The sequence below is a fragment of the Mangrovibacter sp. MFB070 genome, assembly GCF_000705335.1.
Lineage (GTDB): Bacteria > Pseudomonadota > Gammaproteobacteria > Enterobacterales > Enterobacteriaceae > Mangrovibacter > Mangrovibacter plantisponsor.
In genome coordinates, this window is sequence record NZ_JJMI01000025.1 from 403234 (window position 1) to 424988 (window position 21755).

The following is a 21755-nucleotide window of genomic DNA, read 5'->3' on the forward strand; positions in this document are numbered from 1 at the left end:
TCTGTTCAGCAATCGGCAACTGTTATGCAAATATTCCGGGAAACTGTTACTGGTTACTGAGCCCCACCCCTCTACAATCCAGAGGATATTTCCAGAATTGTTTTCTGTAGAGGCTTGTATGACGGAAATTCAGCGCCTGCTGACCAATACCATAGAGCAACTGAACCACCACGAAAAGCGGGATAACCGGCCGCGTTTTAGCATCAGCTTTATTCGCCGTTACCCAGGGTTGTTTGTTGCCATGTACGCAGGGTGGCTGGCGACACTGATTGTTGTCGTGAAATCACCAACGCTTGAGGATTTTGTCTGGCTACATGTCGGGCTGTTTGTATTACTCAACGGTTTCTTCTTCTTTGATGTCAACCCACGTTACCGGTATGAAGATATAGACCTGCTGGATTTTCGCGTATGTTATAACGGCGAATGGTATAACACACGTGATGTACCGGGCGAATTGATCAGTAACATCCAGGCTTCCTCACAAGTCAGCAACCAGCAAAAAGATTTACTGGCTAAGATGTTGGTCAATAAAAAACGCCTGACATTTTACGATATCTACAGTCTGGATAACCAGGCGTCGTAGCCCGGCAGAGTAACTACACTGAGCTGCTCCATTCCGGGCTCCTGGCTCGCTACGAGCTCAGTTGCTGTGCAAGCTGGCGCAGTGTATCGGCAATTTGCTGCAAATCACGGGTATCATCCTGTTTCGGCCCGGTGGAATTACGTACCACCAGTTTCGCAGGCAAAACAGAGGATGAACGCCCGTCTTCTTTCTGCCCCGCATTGAGCAAACGCCGCACCGCTTCTTTCCCCTGTAAATCTAAATCCAGAGAAACTGTGGTCAACGCAGGGTAAAAGAACGAGCTTTCCCAGGTATCATCATACCCAATCACCGATTTCTGCCCAGGAATGCTCAGTTGATGCTGATGGAACGCACTCAGTACGCCCAGCGCCATTTGATCATTACCGACCAGTACCGCAGAAAATGAAGGGGTTTCACGCAACATCTGGAGTGCGCCAGCGTACCCGCTACGGGCATCCCAGTCGCCATGCAGAACTGTCACGGGTTTTAGCCCATAACCGTCCAGCGTCTCGCACCAGGATTTCAAACGTAAGCGCGCTGACACGGAGTGTGCTGGCCCCGCCAGTATCGCAATCTCACGATGCCCTTGTTCATAGAGGTATTTCACACTGGCGCGGGTACCATCTGCCGGATTAAACGAAACGTTAAACACAGAGCTGAAAGGATCCACATCCAGAAACAGGCAAATGATATCATCGTTCTCAATAGCGATTTTTTCTGCATTTTCGCTTTCCAGAGGCACGTTAATTATCACTTTATCAACCCACTGAGACTTCAGTTCATTGATAGCACTTTGGATGCTTTGTTCTACGTTCTCATCAATCATGGAAATCAGCACCTGATACCCATCCTGGTTTGCGTAACGTTTCACCGCTGCTGCCACCTGCGAAGGGGCGTGTAACGCCAGTGAAGTAGTAACCAGGCCAATCGTATTACTTTGCTTCCCTACCAGTTGCTGCGCCAGACGATTAGGTACATAGCGCAGCGCCTCAATAGCTTCCTCCACTTTCCGGCGTGTAGTTTCAGATACATTGGCTGATTTATTCAAAACCCGGGAGACCGTCTGGTATGAGACGCCTGCATACCGGGCAACATCCTCTAATGTCGCACTTTTAGACTTCATCTTTCTTATTCCACGTAGGCTACTAATCAAATTGTATCAGGCGTCCGTCTGAAATACCTGTGGAAAAACCACCCCACCAACGCCAAACAAAAAAGTAAGACGCTCACATAACAAAAACATGTGAGCAACCTCACCACGTGATAACAAAACTAGTTGTTTTATTTGCGTCAAATCACATTACCGCTTGTTCCAAATTGAAAGAAATCATAATTAGGCATTTTATTACATCGATTATGTGAACGTAATACAAACAATAAGAGGGTATCATGAATACGACGCTACGCACACTCACTGTCGCGTTGACAGCTGCGCTGACTTCAACCTGGGCGATGGCAGACAACGCTATCGATTTTCACGGCTATTTGCGTTCTGGTATAGGCGTTTCCAGTGATGGAGGTATGCAGGAATGGCAGAAAAACAAACTCGGCCGTTTGGGTAATGAAACAGATACATATGGCGAACTTGAACTGGGTTCAGAAGTGTATAAAAAGAATGATGTCAGCTTCTACCTGGACAGTATGGTCAGCATGGTTTCTGATGGTTCCAATGACAATGAAACCACAATTGGCGATGATGCAGAATTCGGTTTACGGCAGTTAAACCTGCAAATCAAAGGTCTGGTACCTGGCGATAAAGATGCCGTTATCTGGGGTGGCAAACGTTACTACCAACGTCACGACCTGCATATTATTGATACAAAATACTGGAACATTTCCGGAGCAGGTGCCGGGATTGAAAACTACAGCGTTGGCCCGGGTGCAGTTTCCTTCGCATGGATAAGGGGTGATGCCAATGATGTCGACTACCGCGTGGACAACGATAATGACGTCAACATCAACTACCTTGATTTACGTTATGCCGGTTTAAAACCCTGGCAGGGCTCCTGGGTGGAAGTCGGTATCGACTACGCCATGCCTAACCCAACCAACAAGCAGAAAAGCTATGGCGGGTTATATGATGCAGATAACGGTGTCATGCTGACAGGTGAAATCAGCCAGGATATGTTCGGCGGATACAATAAGTTGGTAGTGCAGTACGCCAACAAAGGCCTGGCGCAGAATATGGTTTCGCAGGGCGGTGGCTGGTATGACATGTGGAATGACACCAGCAGCGCCACGGGCTACCGTATTATCAACACGGGCCTGATTCCGATTACTGACCGTTTCTCGATAAACCACGTACTCACCTGGGGTTCAGCCAACAATATTACCGCCACTACAGATAAAACCCGGATGGTCTCGTTGGTTGGCCGTGCACAGTATCAATTCACTAACTACGTGCGTGGGATTGGTGAAGCGGGTGCCTTTTACCAAAAAGATACATATAACGATGGGTCAAATTACAAGCAAAGCGGCGAGAAATACACTATTGCTCTGGCACTGGCGGATGGCCCTGAATTTATGTCGCGCCCGGAGCTGCGTATTTTTGCTTCATACCTGACGGATGGCGAAAAGCGCGATACCTTCCGCGACAATACAGCCAGCGATACCTGGAACTATGGCGTGCAGGTGGAAGCCTGGTGGTAAGCATTACCTGACAGAATCATCATCATTATATCTCTTTTTTTGATGTTATTTTCTCCGACATCATAGCCACTGCATGTTGTTTTTTTAAGGCAATCATTATTTTGATTGCCTTATTTTTTTAGATAAATAATAAAAAAGCTGGTCCCTGGCCAGCTTTTTTATTATCGCTTAATAACCCATCATAACTGTGAAAAATGTTTTTCCAGAAGTTGGCGCAAATTGTCTGACTGGGTACCGAAAATAGCATGAACCTCGTGACCAATAATAATCACACCAAGTGCTCCTTCACTCTGCAGAGCCTGTGAGTCAACCTGCGATAGCTGCGCCACGGTAACCCGCAGGCGTGTCATGCAGGCATCAATATGGCAGATATTATCCCGGCCACCAAAGCCACTGACCAGGCGCTCAGCCTGCGCTTTATCTGTATCATTCATTGTACATTCCACTTCATGGCGAAAATACTGGAGAAAGGATTTCAGGCTTACCATAGGCTGTTCCTTATGCTGATAATTACAGGAAAGAAATAAAAACACGCCCACTATTCAGGGCGCAGGATGGCACTATAAGAAGGGCATATTCCCGCCCCAAAAAGGCAGGCGGGAATAAATTACTAACATGCGCAGGAGAGTACCCGGCAATCCCATGCTGTGAGGTTTACCGTGCCAGAAACCGGCAACCCGGTCAGCATATCGGTATACCCTTGCGGCAGGACGAGGTTATGCTGCTTGTCGCTGTAGTTTTCCAGGAAGATGTAATTCTGTTCCCCGTCAGTGCGTTGGTGTGCGGTAACACCCGGCGGCAATGGCACAGGCAGAGGCCCGCATAAGCCTGATTCAGCAATGATATTGCCGAAAAAATCACGCTGGAAAGCCAGATCATTACGCGATGCGATATACCATGCTTTACCCCGACCAAACGCATTCACAGTGACCGCCGGCCTGCCTGCATAGAAATCTTCCCGGTAACAGGCCAGTGGCCTGGCACTTTCGGTATTAATAAGCTCACACAAGTGTCGAACACGATACGGCCCCTGCAAGCCCGCCTCATTACCGGCAAGCCCCTGAATCAGGTTGCTTTCACCTTCAGCCAGGCTGTCAATTTCCTCAGCCCAAATCCCCAGCACGTTACGTAATGGGCCAGGGAACCCGCCTAAATGGCACAAGTCACTTTCGTCAACAATGCCACTCCAGTACGTAGCAACAAATTGCCCGCCCTGTTCAACAAAGGATTCCACCCGGCTGGCAAACCCATCACGAACCATGTAGAGCATCGGAGCTATAACTAACTGATACTGGGATAAATCAGCATCAGCATTGATCACGTCAACACTGATTCCCTGCTCCCAAAATGGACGGTAATGCTCTGCAACCGTCTTTTCATATTCAAGCCCCAGGTTACGAGGCCCCTGGGCGTTATCCATTGCCCAACGGCTTTCCCAGTCGAAAATTATTGCGACATGTGCTTCAACCCGGCACCCAACCACCGGCGACAGGTGCTGAAGGATATCGCCCAGTTTGCAGACCTCGCGGCCAACACGGGTATCAATATGCCCTACGTGATCCACCACGGCGCCATGGAATTTCTCTACCGAACCCCGGCTTTTACGCCACTGGAAATATTGCACCGCATCCGCGCCATGAGCGACTGCCTGCAGTGAAGAAAGAATATGCATACCCGGTTTTTTGAGCTTACTGGTCGGCTGCCAGTTAGTCACACTGGGTGTTGACTCCATTAAAACAAAGGGCTTGCCCTGTTTTAATGTGCGCATCAGGTCATGGTACATCGCGGTATAACAGGCCAGAGTGGTCTCATCTTTATCCTGGTGCCACATGGGGTAACTATCCCAGGAAATGAAATCGATGGCCTGCGCCAGTTTCCAATAATCGTAGTCGTAGAAATATTCCATGAAGTTAGTCGTGACTGGCAATGCCGCATTTGCCGCTTTGAGCGGTGCCACTTCATTACGGCAAAAATCAACGACCTGGTCTGTAGTAAACCGCCGCCAGTCAAGGTTCAGCCCATGAACAGACTCTTCGCCCTGGGGAGCGGGAGACTCGATCTGCGACCAGTCTGTATAGGTATGGCTCCAGAACGTACTCCACCAGGCATGGTTTAGCTCATCCAGTGACGAATAGCGTTGTTGCAGCCATTCACGAAAGCGCGCCTGGCAAGCCGGACAATGGCATTCTCCACCGTATTCATTGGAAACATGCCAGCCAATAACGCCCGGGTGATGACTGTACCGCTCAGCCAGACGGGTATTTAACTGGCGAACTTTTTCACGGTATACGGGCGAAGTCAGGCAGTGGTTATGGCGGCCACCATGCAGAGCTGGCACCCTGTCGCGCCCCACCCGCAATACCTGAGGGTAAGCCTGTGATAACCAGGCTGGCCGGGCACCACTGGGGGTGGCAAGAAAAACGGATATACCACTGGCATATAATTTATCCAGCACATTATCCAGCCAGCCAAACTGGTATTCACCTTCTTTTGGCTCAAGCTTCGCCCAACTGAAAATACCCACCGACATAATATTGCACTTTGCCTGTTGCATCATGGCAATATCTTTTTCCAGAATATCGGGGTAATTATCCCACTGTTCCGGATTATAGTCGGCACCATGCAATAAGGTAGCGACCTTTGAACTCAAAGGTGGAAACTTATTCATAAAAAACCCTTAGAATGAAATGAAAACTTAATTAAAAACTTTTATTGATGGCAGCACCTCGCCCTGGCAATTAAATAGCGCCTGGTTTTCACGCGCATTACCCAATTTCCAGTGGTCATTGATATATTTCATCCCAGCCTCTGTTGCCCATGTATTTCCCGGAGGCGTTATCCAGGCTGGCTCCCAATAAAATATGCCTTTGCCACGTTGTTGCGGTACATCAATCACACTTTGCATTAAATCATGTAAATAATCTGCCTGGCCCTGCAATGTTGCCGGGTAGCCTCCGGCCGTTTCTTCTTTTTGTTGAAAACTGTTCTCGGCTTTATCGCAATTTGCCAGAGTCCAGGCATATGCAGCTTCCACGACAATGACATCTTTATGGTAACGCTTGCTGATATCATCCATATTGGATTGCAGCGCGCTAATCGGGCCATTCCAGTAGGTGTACATTGATAAACCAATGACATCAAACGGTACATCGCGTTTAGTAATTTCATCAAACCACCAGCGGAATGTGTCATTTTTGGTGCCTTCTGCCAGGTGCAACATAATTTTGACATGGTCGTCCGGCCCGAGGCTGGATTTCATCCCACTAATTGCTGCTTTTAATAGCCCGGCGAGCCGGTCAAATTCGCCGCCACCCTCTCCCCAACTTTTGCCTTCCGGCCACAATATACCGCTATTAATTTCATTACCGATTTGCACCATATCTGGTAATGCACCTGCCTGCCGGAACTGCTGCATGGTGTCACGGGTATAATCATGGATAGCCGTAACCAGTTGGTCGTAGTTCATTCCTTGCCAGGCTTTAGGCTTGAACTGTTTTCCCGGATCAGTCCAGAAATCACTATAATGAAAATCCAGCAACACTTTCATACCCAGCGCTTTTGCACGCTTTGCCAGAGCAAGAGTGGTAGCCAAATCATTGTCGCCACCACCATAAGGATGGCCAGCGCTGTCTTTCGGATCCACCCATAACCGCAGCCGAATATAGTTAAAACCATTGGCTTTTAAAATCGCCATCGCATCTTGTTGTTGATGCTGTGCGTTATAAAACTTCGCGCCCTGATGCTCCACCTCATATAAAGTAGAAACATCCGCACCTTTAATAAAATCAGTTGGCTCATTACGCAATGGTTTAATCACCACGGTTTCACTGGCATAAAGCGGTAAACTGGTTGCAGCTGCCAGTCCCCAGATAACAAAAGAAAGCACGGTCTTTTTCATAATAATTACCCTTTGGTACTCCCTGAAGTCAGGCCAGAAACAAAATACTTCTGTAATGCCAGGTACAATATGGCAACAGGCAATGCAATCAACACAGCACCTGCCGCATATGTGGTGTAACTGGCCCCCATTTTTTGTGCTACCAGGTTATATAACCCAATAGGCAAAGTGTATTTATCCGGTGTGCGTAAAATCGTACTGGAAAGGATAAAATCCCCCAATGGGCCAGTAAAAGAGAACAGCGCGACCACCGCAATAATTGGCTTTGATAACGGCATAATAATTTCCAGGAAAATGCGTAAATTACTGGCACCATCCATTCGGGCCGATTCATCCAAATCTTTCGGTATCGCGTCCAGGTAACCTTTCATCAGCCAGGTATTCATCGGGATCATGCCAGCGACATAAATCAGTACTAACGCCAGATGGCTGTTAATCAGCCCCAGCAGCTGCGACAACACGAAGATGGCAATTAATGCCGAGAACTGCGGGATCATTTGCAGTAACAAAAACAGCATCAGTCCGTTCTGACGACCTTTAAAACGAAAACGCGAAAAAGCATACGCGGTAAAACTGACACTGATTAACGTCAGCACCATGGTCATCAGGCTTATCTTCATTGAGTTCCAGTACCATGTCAGGTAATTTACCTGGCCATTAAATAAATCCTGATAATGCTGAAAAGAAAGATTATCTGGAATAATAGAGGTACTGAGCAGGCTGTTTCCGGCATTCAATGATGCCCCCACAGTCCAGATCAACGGATAAATAATAATCACCGAAACCACCACTACAACCAGCCAGGATAATGACAGGCGTATCCATTTTTCACGCTTAATACTTTGTGTTTTCACCCTGAATACTCCTTACGCCATCTCGTCATTTTTGAATGATTTCGTGGCACGGAATTGCCACAGTGCAACACCCACAACAAAAATCGACAAAAGAATAGTGATAGTTGCAGCAATAGCGTACTGAGACGATGACATCGTTAGCTTATAAATCCATGAAACCAGAATATCTGTGCCACCCGCATTAGAGCCGGCCACTGCCGGGCCACCATTGTTAAATAAGTAAATGATGTTGAAATTATTAAAGTTAAATGTGTATTGAGTAATAATAATAGGTGCAATGGAATAGAGAACCAAAGGCAAAGTAATGGTGCGTAATTTGGTAAATGTACTGGCTCCATCCATAGTTGCGGCTTCATATAAATCGTCCGGAATTGCCTGCAGCACGCCAGTTGTCATGGCAAAGACAAATGGAAAACCGAGCCAGGTTTGCATCATGATCAATGCCGTTTTAGTCCAGAATGGATCCGTCATCCAGGCTTTGGGGCTTATCCCCAGAAAAGACAGAATAGAGTTATTAATCACACCAAAAGAGTCATTAAACATCCCGGCAAAAACCAGAATCGTGACAAATCCGGGCACAGCCCACGGAAGAATGAAAATAGTCCGAATCACCGGTTTAAAGCGCAGATCTTTTTGATTCACCAAAATCGCCAGCATGACACCCACGGTGCATTGCAGCGTTGTTGCCAGCAAGGTCCACACTACCGTCCACTGCAACACATCAAAAAAAGTATTACGCCAAATTGACAGGGTAAAAATATTGATAAAGTTTTTAATTCCCACCCAGTCCACCAGTTTTGCAGGTGGGGTGTGATACAGGTTGTAATTGGTAAAAGCGATAGCAAAACCAAATAAAATCGGGAAGATAACCACAAACACTAACAGGATAAAACCTGGTGTTATCATTAAATACGGGAACCCTTCATTGAGCAGGATCTGGTACTGGCGGCGCACACTGTGTAACGGTATACCGCTATCCCGACGGCGGCCATTTACCCAGGCATCACGTAATGAAAGCAGATAAACCGCCACCCCGAAGCCAATGATCAACAGGCTTAATATTCCCTCCGCTAATAAGAAGACAGAATTATCACGGGGAACCTCTTCACCAAGTGTCCATAATCCCCACAGACCTTCACCCAAAAAATCATGGAACACGCCCAGGAAACTACTGAGTAGCACCAGAAAAATAAGCCCTTTTGCCCACTGGCGGTTATAAAACTGACCGAATCCAGGCAGGCAGGCCAGCAACAACGCTGCCCACGCATGACGACCCGGCCCGGTTGATGCGGATAAACTTTCACTGGAACTGATAATCACACCTGGCTCCTTCTGCTGTACGGGGAAGCCCCGCTCCCCCGTAACAAAACAATACCTGGAATTACTGGTTACTGGCCTGCATGGCTTCTATTTGCATTTTGATTTGTTTAACTGCGCTATCGAGCGCATCTTTTGGCGACTGCTTACCCGTCATACTCAGTTGCAGTGCCGCATTCGCAGGCCCCCAAACCTCACCCATTTCAGGAATGCCCGGCATTGCGACAGCAAACTTTGACTGTTCAGCCACAGCACTGGCGCGCTCATCATTTTTAATCACCGGATCATTCATAACAGCCAGCAATGGTGGGATCTCTTTCGTCACTTCATAACGCGTTTTCACGTATTTCGGCTGGTTAATAAAGGTGATGAATTTATCGGCAAGCGTTTTATCTTTGCTCCAGGTGGAGACCACATAACCTTTCACGCCCAGAAACGCGCTCATCGGTTTACCATTTTCCAGCAGGGGTAATGGTGCCACGCCGTAATTCACACCAGCCGCTTCATAAGGCTGGAACGCCCAGGGGCCATTAATAACTGCCGCAGCTTTTTTCTCTGTGAACAAGGAATCAATTGCATTGAGGCCGTTTTCCCCAACAATACCGCTGGGAAATAACTGTTCACTGTAGAATTTTTTTAACGTAGTGACGGCATCCACAGCACCTGGTGTGTTCAGCCCAATATCCAGGGGATTGAGCTTACCGCTGCTGTCTTTACCGAAGATATACCCGCCCATAGGGCTGACAGCACCCCAGCTATAATAGAGCTCATCGAATTTTGCCAACAGGCCAATCTTGTTCTGTTCATGTTGCTGGCGAGAGAAGTTAAACCACTCATCCAGTGTCTTGAATGGGGTTTTTACGAGATCTTTGTTATAGATCAGTACCAGTGTTTCAACCGCTTTAGGTAAACCATACTGTGTGCCATTCATCTGGAAAGCATCTACCGATGAAGGTGTAAAACCCGCAAGTATCGATTTATCCAGCGTTAGCGGTGCCAGAAGCCCCTGCACCACCGCACCACCGAGCTGATCATTTGGAATGACCAGGACATCCGGACCAATACCTGCGGGCCCGTCGAGGCGTAATTTTTCCAGTTGCTGAGCAAATGGCATCTCGAGGACATTCACTTTCACCTGATACTGCTTTTCAAAATCACTGATAGCGACTTTGATACCGTCTGATTTCTTAATATCTTCCCAAACAGTAAGCTGCTGTGCGGCGGCGGATGCCTCAAATGCAACGAACTGGCTGCCTGCCAGCGCGGAAAGTAACAGGGCGGAGCATAGCGTAATTTTCATTATTGACCTCTTGTGAAGGTATTACATTTAAGATGTTCTGCTAACTTTTTTGTTTTTTCTCGTAACTGAGTCATTTCCATAATTTAAATGCTTTTTGATGATGATACAGCTCACCATCAATGATGTTATACGTTACTCTTTGAAAATAATGTGAACCATCACTTAGTGGTTATTCTGTGATCATGATTGCAGAAATGAAACAGCAGCATACTGCCTGCTATAACTGAGATATATAGTTTCAGCATCTCAAAAAACCACCCTGCTCTTGCTTGCTTTCATGGTATGTTATACGTACTACATTAAAACCATAAAACAGCATTAGCTGCATTCATTAAGCCAGGAGAAGTGGATGTCCAGCATACAGCTCAGAAACGTCACCAAGCGCTTTGGCAAAACCGTCACGCTGCACAATATTCAACTTGATATCGAAGACGGAGAATTTGCGGTATTCGTCGGCCCGTCAGGGTGTGGTAAATCCACGCTGTTGCGCATGATCGCGGGCCTTGAGGATATTAGTGAGGGCGAGATAATGATTGGGCCAACGGTTGTCAATGATATTGCCCCGGCCCACCGTGGGGTGGCAATGGTCTTTCAGTCCTATGCCCTGTATCCGCACATGACCGTTGCTGAAAATATGGGTTATGGGCTGAAGGTAAATAAAGTTCCCAAAGCAGAGATCCGCCATCAGGTAGAGATGGTGGCAAAAACACTGCAACTAACCCACCTGCTTGAACGCAAACCAAAACAACTTTCAGGTGGCCAGCGCCAGCGTGTCGCTATTGGCCGGGCAATTGTGCGTAACCCACAAGTGTTTATGTTCGATGAGCCTTTATCCAACCTGGATGCTGAACTGCGGGTTGAAATGCGTCTGCATATTGCCCGGTTGCATCAGGAAATGAAAACCACAATGGTGTATGTCACCCATGACCAGGTAGAGGCCATGACGCTGGCAGACAAAATTGTGGTCATGAACTATGGCAAGGTGGAACAGACAGGCTCACCAATGCACCTCTACTACAACCCGGTTAACCGGTTTGTCGCAGGGTTTATCGGGTCGCCAAAAATGAATTTTCTGCCTGCAACAGTGAAGCACTGGCAGGAAGGCGAACTGGTGGTGGACATTGCCGGGCAGCAAACGCTGACACTCGCATTGCATACACAGCAATTACATCCAGGCGATAACATCACATTGGGTATTCGCCCTGAGCATTTGCAGGTGGGTGAACAGGTGGGTTGCCAGCTTCAGTTCCAGTGCGAAGTGGTGGAACGCCTGGGGAACAATACCTGGCTGTTTGGCCAGTGCTATGGCCATGACAACTTCAAAGTACTTATTCCGTCAGATATTCATTTCAGCCCCTGGCAGAAGATAACAACGTATTTTGAAGCCCGGCAATGTATGGTCTTCGACGAAGCCGGGCTGCGTATCAGTGCTGAAATTCAGGTTCCGGATAATACCCTGCCCACACACCAGGCAGAGGCACAGGCGATCCCCGCCTGACACTGGGCTATTATTTACGTAACAACTGCTGCAGGCGTCTTTGCCTGCGGCGCGCCAGCCAGTCGTGCAGCACAAATAACCGGCACCCACGCACCAGTAACAACCCGCCCCAAATCCCCAGAGGCCAGAGAAACCACAATACTTCGTGGCTGGTGAGCAGGTTTATTACAGCAAGCCCCCCGCAAATCACCGCCCAGGTAAATAATGAACGCAGAAACCCGCTTTCTTCATCCAGCCGGGCATTGGCGGCTATAACGCGCTGGTCGGCCCCTTCTTCAGTTGGCTCACTGTGTTCATCCGCCGGGCTCATTAATTCAGCAACCGGGCACTCAAATACCGCCGCTAACGCACTCATGGTTTCAATACTTGCCTGTTCACCATTCTCAATACGCTGAATAGTGCGGACACTCAGTGCCGATAATGCCGCCAGTTGCTCTTGCGACCAGCCCCGGGCAAGGCGCAGGGCTTTAATATTGTTATGCTGCATCCTGTTTCTCCTTTGTTCTGTTGACGATAAAGACTGTCCGCCAACCCCGGCGAAAACACCACGACAGGAACCTGACAGCAACCCGACAATCACCCGCCACCCACCGGACACCCGGCAACAACGCCCTGTTTGCGGGCAACCACGCAAGTATCTGGCAAACAACCTCACGCCCGGCCAGGAAACGACTATTATCCTGTATAACAAGCCATACAGGAGGCAATATGAAAAAGTACCCTTATCCTGTTAGTGAGGTGCGCCGTTTTTTGGAGCCCGGCCCCATCGTGCTGGTCAGTTCTCACTGGCAAGGGAAAGACAATATCATGACGCTCGGCTGGCAAACTGTCATGGAGTTTTCACCTTCACTGATTGGCTGCATGATTTCCGCAGGCAATCACAGTTTTGAGATGATAAAGGCCAGCAGAGACTGTGTTATTAATCTCCCGGAAGTAGGATTACTTGATACCGTTGCCCAAATAGGGAACTGCTCAGGGAGTAACACCGACAAATTTACCCGTTTTGGTTTGACGCCAGAGCCCGCGCAAAGTGTTGGTGCGCCAGCGGTTGCCGAGTGTTTTGCCAGCTTTGAATGCCAAATCTATGATGATGTTCTGGTAGACAGCTATAACTTTTTTATTTTCGAAGTCGTTTGCGCACGGGTAAAAAGCCTGACTGACTGGCCTCAGACCATGCACTATACCGGCGATGGCATTTTCCGCCTCGACGGTGAAACGGTAAACCGCCATCAGTGGTTCACCAAAGTGAGTTGATGGCGGTGGTTGTTCTCACACCGTCGTGGTCTTACCCAGGTATAGTCTTACCCAGGCAGGGACCAGCTAAGCTGGTAACGCAGGGTTGATGTGGCGAGGATGTCATCCTGGTGCACACTCGGTCTCCAGGAGTCATCACCACCAACCCCCATATGAAACGCATCCAGATTCAGCCATACCCCCGGCTCTTCTGCCAGTAAATGCACATGGCTGGCCGCACGCAGTTGTTGCAGGCTGTAGCGGCCAATCCCGAAGTGGAACATCCCCTGCCACTGGTGGCCTGCGTAACGTAGCCAACGGGTGTCACAGCGCAGGCCATTTTCACTGGGGAAAATATAAGGGGTATGCAGTTCTGGCAATGGTAAAGTCCAGCGCCCCTGGCAGGCAGCCAGTTTTCTGTCCGGGTAGTTTTCATAAGGACCAAGCCCGTCCCAACTGACTACAGGCGCCAGGCCCGCCAGGTGGCACACCAGGCCAATACGCGGCGGTGGTGGAATATCTGCAGCCACGTCAACCCGGACATCAAGCTGCAATTGCCCGCTGCCATCTATCTGCCAGCGTTTTTCACTAATAAAACAACAGTGTTGCAGGTGTAACCAGGCATGCCGTGTTTTGATAACCACACCCTCAGGTGCTTCATGGGCTTCGCACTGTAAAACCTGCGCCTGTAAATCATAAAGCCCTGCTGCTTTCCAGCGCTCCACCCAGGCATTCGGGTCAACCCGTGCGGCTTCACTGGTACCAATGTCGTTATCCAGTGGTGCGCGCACAAACTGATCTTCAACAGGGCCAAGCAGGTGCGCTGTCTCGCCGGTAAAACACTGCGCCAGTGTGCCCAGTTTGCGGTCAAACACCCAGCGGTTATCCCCGCTGGTGACCTGGTACAGCCCGTTTTCCTCCACCAGCTGTGGGCGCGGAAGTTGAGGCTCAGATACCGCTAACTCCGGTAACGGAAGTGAACCCGTAACTGGCCACTGTGCCCAGGCACAACGCTGCCCGGCCTGAGCCCACTGTGTATCGGCTAAATATTCAACCCAGACGGTAAACCAGCGCGGCTCACAGCCATGACGTTCAGGGAATGGTGGGACAACCAGACACTGGCTGGACTCCGGAGCCAGCGTCAGTGACTCCCGCCCCTCAAGCAACACATCACCAGCTTGTGTCAGAGCCCAGCACAGGCATTCGTTATCTGTGGTACGGAACAGATATTCGCTGGTAACCTGCAACTGCTGAGGTTGGCTGGCATCCCAGTGAAACTGGAAAAACTGCTGAGCGCGTTGTACTTCATATAATGCCGGGTGTGGGGTGCGGTCCGGAAATACCAGCCCATTCAGGCAAAACTGGCGGTCATTGGGTTTATCCCCGAAATCCCCACCGTAAGCCCACCATGGTTTGCCCTCTGGCGTATATTTTGTCAGCGCCTGGTCAACCCAGTCCCAGATAAAGCCCCCTTGCAGGCGCGGATACTGCCGGAAAGCCTGCCAGTATCGGTAGAACCCGCCCAGGCTATTTCCCATCCCATGAGCGTATTCACATAAAATCAACGGACGATGTTCGTCTGGCATCCCCACCCATTTTTTAATTGACCACTTGGGAACCTGTTCAAAAGGCTGGTCTTCATCTACGCGGGCGTACATCGGGCAAATGATATCAGTGGCCGCAGTATTGGCACCGCCACCTTCATACTGCACCGGGCGGCCGGGGTCGGTACTTTTCACCCAGCGCCATAACGCATCATGAGCCGCGCCATGGCCGGACTCATTGCCTAAGGACCAAATAATAATGCATGGATGGTTACGATCCCGCAGGACCATGCGGGTAACCCGCTCACTCATTGCAGCAAACCATACAGGGTCTTGTGCAAGGCGTGACATAGGCTGCATGCCATGGGTTTCAATATTGGCTTCGTCCACAACATACAAGCCGTACTCATCGCATAACTGATACCAGAGCGGGTGGTTGGGATAGTGAGAACAACGAACTGCGTTAATATTGTGTTGTTTCATCAACACAATATCCTGGCGCATGGTGGCTTCGTCCATTACCTGGCCATGCTCCGGGTGGTGCTCATGGCGGTTCACACCGCGAATGAGCAGTGGCCTGCCATTTAACTTCAACAACCCTCCGGTAATGGTGACTTCGCGAAATCCTACCTCGCAGGCTTCGGCATCAATACAGTTGCCCTCGCTATCCACCAGTGCCATTACCAGGCGGTACAAATGTGGCGTTTCCGCACTCCAAAGCGCGGGCGTGGTAACAGATAAAGTAAGCCGGGCCTGTTCAGGGTAATGGCCACGTTCATCAATCACTGGGCTGCCCACGGGCTGTTTTTCGCGAGTGATACACTCCCCATGCCGCCACAGGCTGGCCTCAACCTGGTATTGCTGTGGATGGTCACCGGCCATACTCACATTCAGCATTAATTCAGCACGGGTGTAGTCACTATTGAAGGTAATTTGGTGGTGATAATCCGCAATATGCGCATCGGGCTTATGCAGTAGCGTAACATCACGGAAAATCCCGCTCATGCGCCACATGTCCTGGTCTTCAAGCCAGGTACCATCGCACCAGCGCAGTACCATCACGGCAAGCCGGTTTTCGCCCGCCTGCAACCAGGGAGTCAGGTCAAACTCAGCAGGCAGGCGGCTGTCCTGGCTGTATCCCACCCAATGCCCGTTGCACCACAGGTAAAATGCAGAATTCACGCCATCAAAAATAATGCGTGTTTGCCCGCTATCAAGCCAGTGCTGGTCCACAGTAAACACGCGCGAATAGCACCCGGTAGGGTTATCCACGGGGACTTGCGGCGGGGTTGTGGCAATAGGGTAATTCACATTGGTGTACACCGGCACATCAAACCCCGGAAGCAACTGCCAGTTTCCCGGAACCACCACCTCTATAGCTGATTCCAGTGGCCGGGCAACCCATTCTGCAGGCACCGCTTCAGGGCGGGGAAACCAGGTAAATTGCCATGCCCCGTTCAGGCTTAACCGGCCATTACCCGGTTTTTTATGCACAGCGCTCACTTCATCAGGCCAGCCCGCAAGTGGAGCATGGCTCGCCAGGCGATGCCAGTGAGTAACCGATGGATTCTCCCAGTCACGGCGTGCAACCAGGGCAGACAAAGCAGAAAGCTGTTCAGAACAAGGCGTGGCAGACATAGTTCCCTCATAAATTGCGAAGCGCTCACATTCACAATAATGTGAATTAATCTGAGCACACCGTAAACCTGAATAAAGGGAATAAGCGAAGCGGATCACATCCAGTTTACGAAGGCAATTTCGCAACCTGTTCCGCCAGCACATGTAACTGCTGTGCCAATGCTGCTGGCTGAGGCCTGCCCTTGCCAGCCTCACCAGTCGATTCACGAACCACCAGCGTAACAGGCAGGCATTGTGATGCAGGCGTTTTTTTCCCGGCCACACTGTTCAGCCAGAACACACAGGACTCACCCAACTGGCGAAAATCCTGGCGGATGGTGGTTAAAGGCGGGGTGAACCATGCGCTGTCTGCTGTATCGTCGAAACCAACCACACTTACCTCACCCGGCACAGAGATACCACGCTCAGCGCAAGCGCGCAGCACACCCAGGGCCATTTGATCATTGGCAACCAAAATACCCTGCGGCTGGTAACTGAGTAATACCTGAGCCTGCAAATAACCACTGGCCGCACTCCAGTCGCCTTCGCCCTGAGCAACGGGTTGTACACCGGCCTGTGCCAGCGTATCCACCCAACCGGCACGGCGTTGTACAGCACTGACAGAAGATAACGGCCCATGAAGTAACGCTATGCGGTTTAATGACTGCGACAAAAGATGCTTCGCCCCCAACGCAGCACCCTGTGCGGCGTCAAAAGTGACACTGGGCACCTGTGCGCTGGCTGGCACATCTAAAAAGAGTATCGGGGCATGAGCATAACGAGCCACCAGTGCCGATGCCTGGCTGGCGGACAAAGGCAAATTAACCGCTACAGCTTCCACTCGTTGTGCCAGCAGGGTGTCCAGTGCCTGGCAACACGCCTGTTCACTCAACGCCTCCAGCATGGCAATAGAGACATCCACGCCAGCCTGTGAGGCCTGGGACTTAATCGCCGCCGCTATTTGCGAAGGCGCGTGCAGGGATAAGTCTGTAGTTACCAACCCCCATATACGCCGCCTTTTCCCGGCGAGCTGCCGTGCTGCGGGATCTGGCACATAATGGAGCGCCTGCATCGCCTGTTCAACATTGTGCCGGGTACGAACCGATACATTTGCCGCCCCATTGATAACACGAGAAACGGTCTGATAAGACACGCCCGCTCGCGCCGCGACATCATATAAGGTTATCGTTTTATTGCTCATAACCGGCCTCTGAGGGTAAAAACGCTATACTACCTCAGAGCGGGCTTTTGAGATCAGAAAGTGTATTACCTTGTGATTTTTCGCCAGTTTCAACCCTGGGTTGCTGTGAACTTCGGGCAGAAAACCAGGGGAGTGTCAGTTGAATAAGTGGCCCAATACTCACGGCATACAGCACGGTGCCAATCCCCAGGCTGCCACCCATCAAGAAACCCACAAGCAGTACTGTCAGTTCAATAACTGTGCGGATACGCCGTATTGGCCAGCCCATTCGGTTATGCATGCCGGTCATCAACCCATCACGAGGGCCAGCGCCAAACCCGGCGCCAATATACAAACTGGTTGCCAGAGCATTAAGCACTATCGCAATAACCAGGCACAGGCTGCGTAACCACAAATCAGTTATTGGGGGGAAAACAGCCAGTACTGCATCGGCCACCAGCCCCAGCACCACCACATTGCTGATTGTCCCCAGGCCTGGTTTCTGGCGCATCGGCCACCACAACAATAAAACTAACGCTCCCACCACAATGACGGTTTGCCCAAGCTTCAGCCCGGTCAGTTGGGCAAGCCCCATGTGGAACACATCCCACGGATCCAACCCCAGGTTGGCACGATAGAACACCGCAATTGAGATGCCATAAAACACCAGGCCTGTGTACAACTGAATTAACCGGCGCAACATAAGGATTTCCTGTTTTTTGCAGACATGTTTATACTTTGCGCAACAATGGACTTAATAATAAGGTCCAGTTTATAAAAAGTGGACTGCTATGACACAACGACAACTGCGCAGCGCCTCGTTACTGAAAATACTGGGCCAGTGGCATCATCCGGACACGCGTATTCCCGTTTACCGGCAACTGGCTGAAGGGCTGCGCTTGCTGATACTTGATGGCCGGTTGCCTTTAAACAGCCGGTTGCCTGGGGAACGAGAACTGGCAGATTCACTGGCACTGAGCCGCACAACCGTCGCGAATGCACTAAACCAGTTGCGTGAAGAAGGTTACCTGCAAAGCCGCCAGGGGTCGGGGTCAGTTACTCGCCTGCCTGATACTCAGGTAACCCAACAGGCCTATACGGTTCCCGGCGATACACTGGACCTTGCCACCGCGGCCCTTCCCGCCAGCCCGGCAATCCACCAGGCTTACCAGCGAGCCATTACCGGGCTGACAGAGCACCTGGGCTCAACTGGCTATGATTCACAGGGCCTGCCGCGCCTGCGAACAGCGATTGCACGGCATTACTGCCAGAGAGGCCTGGCAACCACACCAGACCAGATAATGGTGGTCAACGGCGCGGTCAGCGGGCTGGCATTACTATTGCGGTTGTTCACCGGGCCCGGAGACAGAGTGTTGGTTGACCACCCCACGTACCCAATGGCGCTGGATGCCATCCGGGGTGCTTCCTGCCGCCCGGTAGGCGTCAGCCTGCCGGCAAATGAAGGCTGGGACTGTGATGGTTTCGCCGCCACACTGGCTCAAACATCTCCCCGCCTTGCCTACCTTATCCCTGATTTTCATAACCCAACCGGGCGTTGTATGAGCCTTGCAGAGCGCCAGAGCATTGCGGCCATTGCACAACGCAGCCACACCCCGCTGGTGGTTGACGAAACCATGGCGGAATTATGGTATGACGCCCCGCCACCACCACCTTTGGCCTGTTTTGGCGATGCAGAAAACATAATTTCTCTGGGTTCTTGCGGCAAAAGCTTTTGGGGTGGTTTACGGCTGGGCTGGATACGAACGTCTCCAGGGGTGATAGCCCGCCTGGTACAACAACGTAACACCCTCGATTTGGGTTCTCCGCTGCTTGAGCAACTCACTGCGGCTATTTTGATAGAAGAGGAAGAGGCGATTTTACAGGAAAAACGCCACCAACTGCGGGTACAACGCGACCAGTGTTTGGCACTGATACAGTCATATTTTCCTCACTGGCAAACCACTCCACCACCCGGTGGGTTATCGCTGTGGGTAACGCTGCCTTCCCCTGCTGCAACACGGTTTGCAGCCAGTGCAGAGAATATTGGCATCCACCTGGGGCCTGGCCCCCGGTTCGGTATTGATGGTGCTTTTGAACGTTTCTTGCGCCTGCCTTTCACGCTGGAAACGGTCAGAATGGAGATGGCACTGATGCGCCTGCTTCCGGTGTGGCAACAACTTGCTCTGGTTCGCTCACCAGCAAGCAATATGATGATTTAACCTGCACCAGCCAGCCACACAACAGCACCCAAAAGAGAACGGCGAGCCGCAAAGCTCGCCGTTTTTAATATCATCCATGATGCACATTACCTTTGAGGCAATGCCACCTTAACAAGTGGTTATGAATACTCCAGGTAATTCCGGTTGCATAAAAATGATATTTTTATGACACTATTATTTCATATAAATTTCATTTTCATGTCAGTAATATGACAATCAGCATTAAGTCCCAATTAATATTCATGCCGGACAGTTACAATCATATATCTGTATAACATGAAAAAAAGTGGGGAAATCAATGCTGACGTGGAACCGGAAAACCTTTTACAGAAATAACAAACCCATTATCTCTGCGTTTTATTTTTGCACCGGCGTCACACCAGTCTGAAGCTATGCGAAAAAACTCATCACTCCCCACATTCCAGTCAAGGCGAACATGCTTAACAAAACCGGAGCGCAATAATTCACATGCCTCATTATAACTGTGAGCCACACTCACATTATCGTCAGCCATTATTTCCTCTTTTTAAGAAGTTTTCTCAATGCTTTGATTTCTTTAGCATTTAATGGTTGAACTCCTTCTTCTTCTGTGTGCTGGTTATCAATATCATCTTCCTTAACCCCAGCATCAAGGCTTTCAAAAGCCATTCTCAGAAACTGCTCTGTTACCGCACCCAATGTTTCCCCATGCAGTTCAGCATAACTACGCACTTGTTCTTTAAGTTCACTGCTAATTTTTACATTTAGCACTGCGGTTTCCATATGCTTTCCTTCGAGTTTATTTAGCGCAATAATATAATTCTTATTACACGAATCGACAGGAAAAATCCATCACTATTCAGTTGCAGAAAGATGACCTGCAATTCAGGATGGAAAATAAATGTGACCAGGAACTCATTCTGTAGCAATAAATTTCATTGTTACATTGACTGCCATTAAAGCGTGTTATTTCGGCTTAACAGGCAATGGGAAAACAATCAGTAAACACGCAGACAGAAGAATAGCCACTGCATTACGCCTGCTCACTACTTGTTATTCAACCAGCCTGGCGGACTATACAAGTAACATGCCCACACCCGGCGGAAGTACTCCACCAGGTGTTAACAACCAGAGGCTGCGCTATGTTCAGGTATCCAGGCTAAAGGCAGATCCAGGGTCACTTTGAATACCGTCACTACCTTCAAGCTGTTCAATGTTGAAAAATTTCACCACATTGTGGCTATCCAGGCATATTAATAGCACATTCATCTTTCTGACTGGCGTTGCTCCCCCCTGAGCCATTAGCGGGTTTTCGTGCCAGACATACATCATGATTTTATTACCGTCATCATCAAACAAGTAGTTACGAGGTTCCCCTAAGCGGGCAATAACCCCCGTTTCAGTGGAAACCCCTTTGGTGATGATTTTATTCAGATGTAGCTTACTGTCTGAACTCAAAAAGCTGTTCTGCATACCTACAGGGTAGCGATGGACCCAATGCTTCTCGACGACATCACCATTAATTAATGCCGTCAGTTGCGTTGTCTGTGCAGCTTGTTGCCCCTGCGGCCCTGCCCAGTTCTGCATCCAGACTGCTATTTGTTTACCTTGTGGTGACCAGAGCGTGCGCGACGGTACACCATACTGTTGAATCAGCCCGGTTAATGAAGTGGTCCCGTCGATAATCCCGGACTGCGTTGCCGACACAGTGTTTGCGCTAAGAGCAGGAACAGCTGGTGGTTTTGCCACACAGCCAGCCAGCCCAATTACGGCAATGACATAAAGTGTTTGTGTTATTTTCATCGTTCTTTCCCAAAAAACGGCCAGGCCTGGCTGGGTTGCAGATTGCCGGCACTGACAACCAGAGCGATTTCCTCATCGCCT

The 21755-nt window shown here is 49.8% G+C and carries 19 protein-coding genes; 5 read left to right on the forward strand and 14 right to left on the reverse strand.

Features of this window, described 5'->3' with window-relative positions:
• Positions 1–118: 118 nt before the first annotated feature.
• Positions 119–583: a YlaC family protein gene (locus DT73_RS14075; RefSeq protein ID WP_036110046.1), complete on the forward strand. Its 465-nt coding sequence runs from the start codon at positions 119–121 to the stop codon at positions 581–583.
• 49 nt (positions 584–632) lie between these two features.
• On the opposite strand, the gene DT73_RS14080 is transcribed toward DT73_RS14075, so the two are convergent.
• The gene (locus DT73_RS14080) at positions 633–1706 is read right to left on the reverse strand and encodes a LacI family DNA-binding transcriptional regulator (protein WP_036110048.1); all 1074 of its coding nucleotides are present in this window, start codon (positions 1704–1706) and stop codon (positions 633–635) included.
• A gap of 266 nt (positions 1707–1972) precedes the next feature.
• Between DT73_RS14080 and DT73_RS14085 the strand changes: the two genes are divergently transcribed.
• Positions 1973–3232: a maltoporin gene (locus DT73_RS14085; RefSeq protein WP_036110051.1), complete on the forward strand. Its 1260-nt coding sequence runs from the start codon at positions 1973–1975 to the stop codon at positions 3230–3232.
• 179 nt (positions 3233–3411) lie between these two features.
• On the opposite strand, the gene DT73_RS14090 is transcribed toward DT73_RS14085, so the two are convergent.
• From DT73_RS14090 to DT73_RS14115, 6 genes are all read right to left on the reverse strand, one after another.
• Positions 3412–3720: a glucose PTS transporter subunit EIIB gene (locus DT73_RS14090; protein WP_036110054.1), complete on the reverse strand. Its 309-nt coding sequence runs from the start codon at positions 3718–3720 to the stop codon at positions 3412–3414.
• Between the two features lie 122 nt (positions 3721–3842).
• Positions 3843–5900, reverse strand: coding sequence for a beta-galactosidase (locus tag DT73_RS14095; RefSeq protein WP_036110058.1), 2058 nt, complete (start codon positions 5898–5900; stop codon positions 3843–3845).
• Positions 5901–5927: 27 nt separating this feature from the next.
• Positions 5928–7130 (reverse strand): arabinogalactan endo-beta-1,4-galactanase, encoded by a 1203-nt coding sequence (locus DT73_RS14100; RefSeq protein WP_036110061.1) that lies wholly within the window; start codon positions 7128–7130, stop codon positions 5928–5930.
• A gap of 5 nt (positions 7131–7135) precedes the next feature.
• Positions 7136–7984, reverse strand: coding sequence for a sugar ABC transporter permease (locus DT73_RS14105; RefSeq protein WP_036110063.1), 849 nt, complete (start codon positions 7982–7984; stop codon positions 7136–7138).
• A 12-nt stretch (positions 7985–7996) separates the two neighbouring features.
• Entirely contained in the window at positions 7997–9304 is a 1308-nt protein-coding gene (locus DT73_RS14110) for a carbohydrate ABC transporter permease (RefSeq protein WP_036110066.1), read from the reverse strand.
• A gap of 61 nt (positions 9305–9365) precedes the next feature.
• On the reverse strand, positions 9366–10601 hold the full coding sequence (locus DT73_RS14115) for an extracellular solute-binding protein (RefSeq protein ID WP_036110069.1): 1236 nt from the start codon (positions 10599–10601) through the stop codon (positions 9366–9368).
• A gap of 349 nt (positions 10602–10950) precedes the next feature.
• Here DT73_RS14115 and DT73_RS14120 point away from each other — a divergent pair, with 349 nt between their 5' ends.
• Entirely contained in the window at positions 10951–12099 is a 1149-nt protein-coding gene (locus DT73_RS14120) for an ABC transporter ATP-binding protein (protein WP_051691392.1), read from the forward strand.
• Between the two features lie 10 nt (positions 12100–12109).
• Here DT73_RS14120 and DT73_RS14125 read toward each other — a convergent pair whose 3' ends face one another.
• Positions 12110–12586, reverse strand: coding sequence for a helix-turn-helix domain-containing protein (locus tag DT73_RS14125; RefSeq protein WP_036110072.1), 477 nt, complete (start codon positions 12584–12586; stop codon positions 12110–12112).
• A 221-nt stretch (positions 12587–12807) separates the two neighbouring features.
• On the opposite strand from DT73_RS14125, the gene DT73_RS14130 reads away from it, so the two are divergent.
• Positions 12808–13353 (forward strand): flavin reductase family protein, encoded by a 546-nt coding sequence (locus DT73_RS14130; protein ID WP_036110075.1) that lies wholly within the window; start codon positions 12808–12810, stop codon positions 13351–13353.
• 47 nt (positions 13354–13400) lie between these two features.
• Here the strand turns inward: DT73_RS14130 and DT73_RS14135 are convergent, their stop codons facing one another.
• The 3 genes from DT73_RS14135 to DT73_RS14145 all read right to left on the reverse strand — a co-directional run bounded on the left by DT73_RS14135 (position 13401) and on the right by DT73_RS14145 (position 18376).
• Positions 13401–16514 (reverse strand): beta-galactosidase, encoded by a 3114-nt coding sequence (locus tag DT73_RS14135; protein WP_036110077.1) that lies wholly within the window; start codon positions 16512–16514, stop codon positions 13401–13403.
• 106 nt (positions 16515–16620) lie between these two features.
• The gene (locus tag DT73_RS14140; RefSeq protein WP_036110081.1) at positions 16621–17694 is read right to left on the reverse strand and encodes a LacI family DNA-binding transcriptional regulator; all 1074 of its coding nucleotides are present in this window, start codon (positions 17692–17694) and stop codon (positions 16621–16623) included.
• Positions 17695–17728: 34 nt separating this feature from the next.
• Positions 17729–18376: a YitT family protein gene (locus DT73_RS14145; protein WP_051691393.1), complete on the reverse strand. Its 648-nt coding sequence runs from the start codon at positions 18374–18376 to the stop codon at positions 17729–17731.
• Between the two features lie 88 nt (positions 18377–18464).
• Between DT73_RS14145 and DT73_RS14150 the strand changes: the two genes are divergently transcribed.
• A complete protein-coding gene (locus tag DT73_RS14150; protein WP_036110087.1) occupies positions 18465–19892 on the forward strand; it encodes a PLP-dependent aminotransferase family protein in 1428 nt (475 codons plus the stop codon).
• Positions 19893–20187: 295 nt separating this feature from the next.
• Here the strand turns inward: DT73_RS14150 and DT73_RS14155 are convergent, their stop codons facing one another.
• The 3 genes from DT73_RS14155 to DT73_RS14165 form a co-directional block, all read right to left on the reverse strand.
• Entirely contained in the window at positions 20188–20406 is a 219-nt protein-coding gene (locus DT73_RS14155; RefSeq protein WP_036110090.1) for a hypothetical protein, read from the reverse strand.
• Positions 20406–20654 carry a hypothetical protein gene (locus tag DT73_RS14160; protein WP_036110092.1) on the reverse strand — a complete coding sequence of 83 codons (249 nt, stop codon included), beginning with the start codon at positions 20652–20654 and terminating at the stop codon, positions 20406–20408. The genes DT73_RS14155 and DT73_RS14160 overlap by 1 nt, the downstream gene beginning before the upstream one ends.
• A 363-nt stretch (positions 20655–21017) precedes the next feature.
• Positions 21018–21674: a hypothetical protein gene (locus DT73_RS14165; RefSeq protein WP_036110095.1), complete on the reverse strand. Its 657-nt coding sequence runs from the start codon at positions 21672–21674 to the stop codon at positions 21018–21020.
• Positions 21675–21755: the final 81 nt, after the last annotated feature.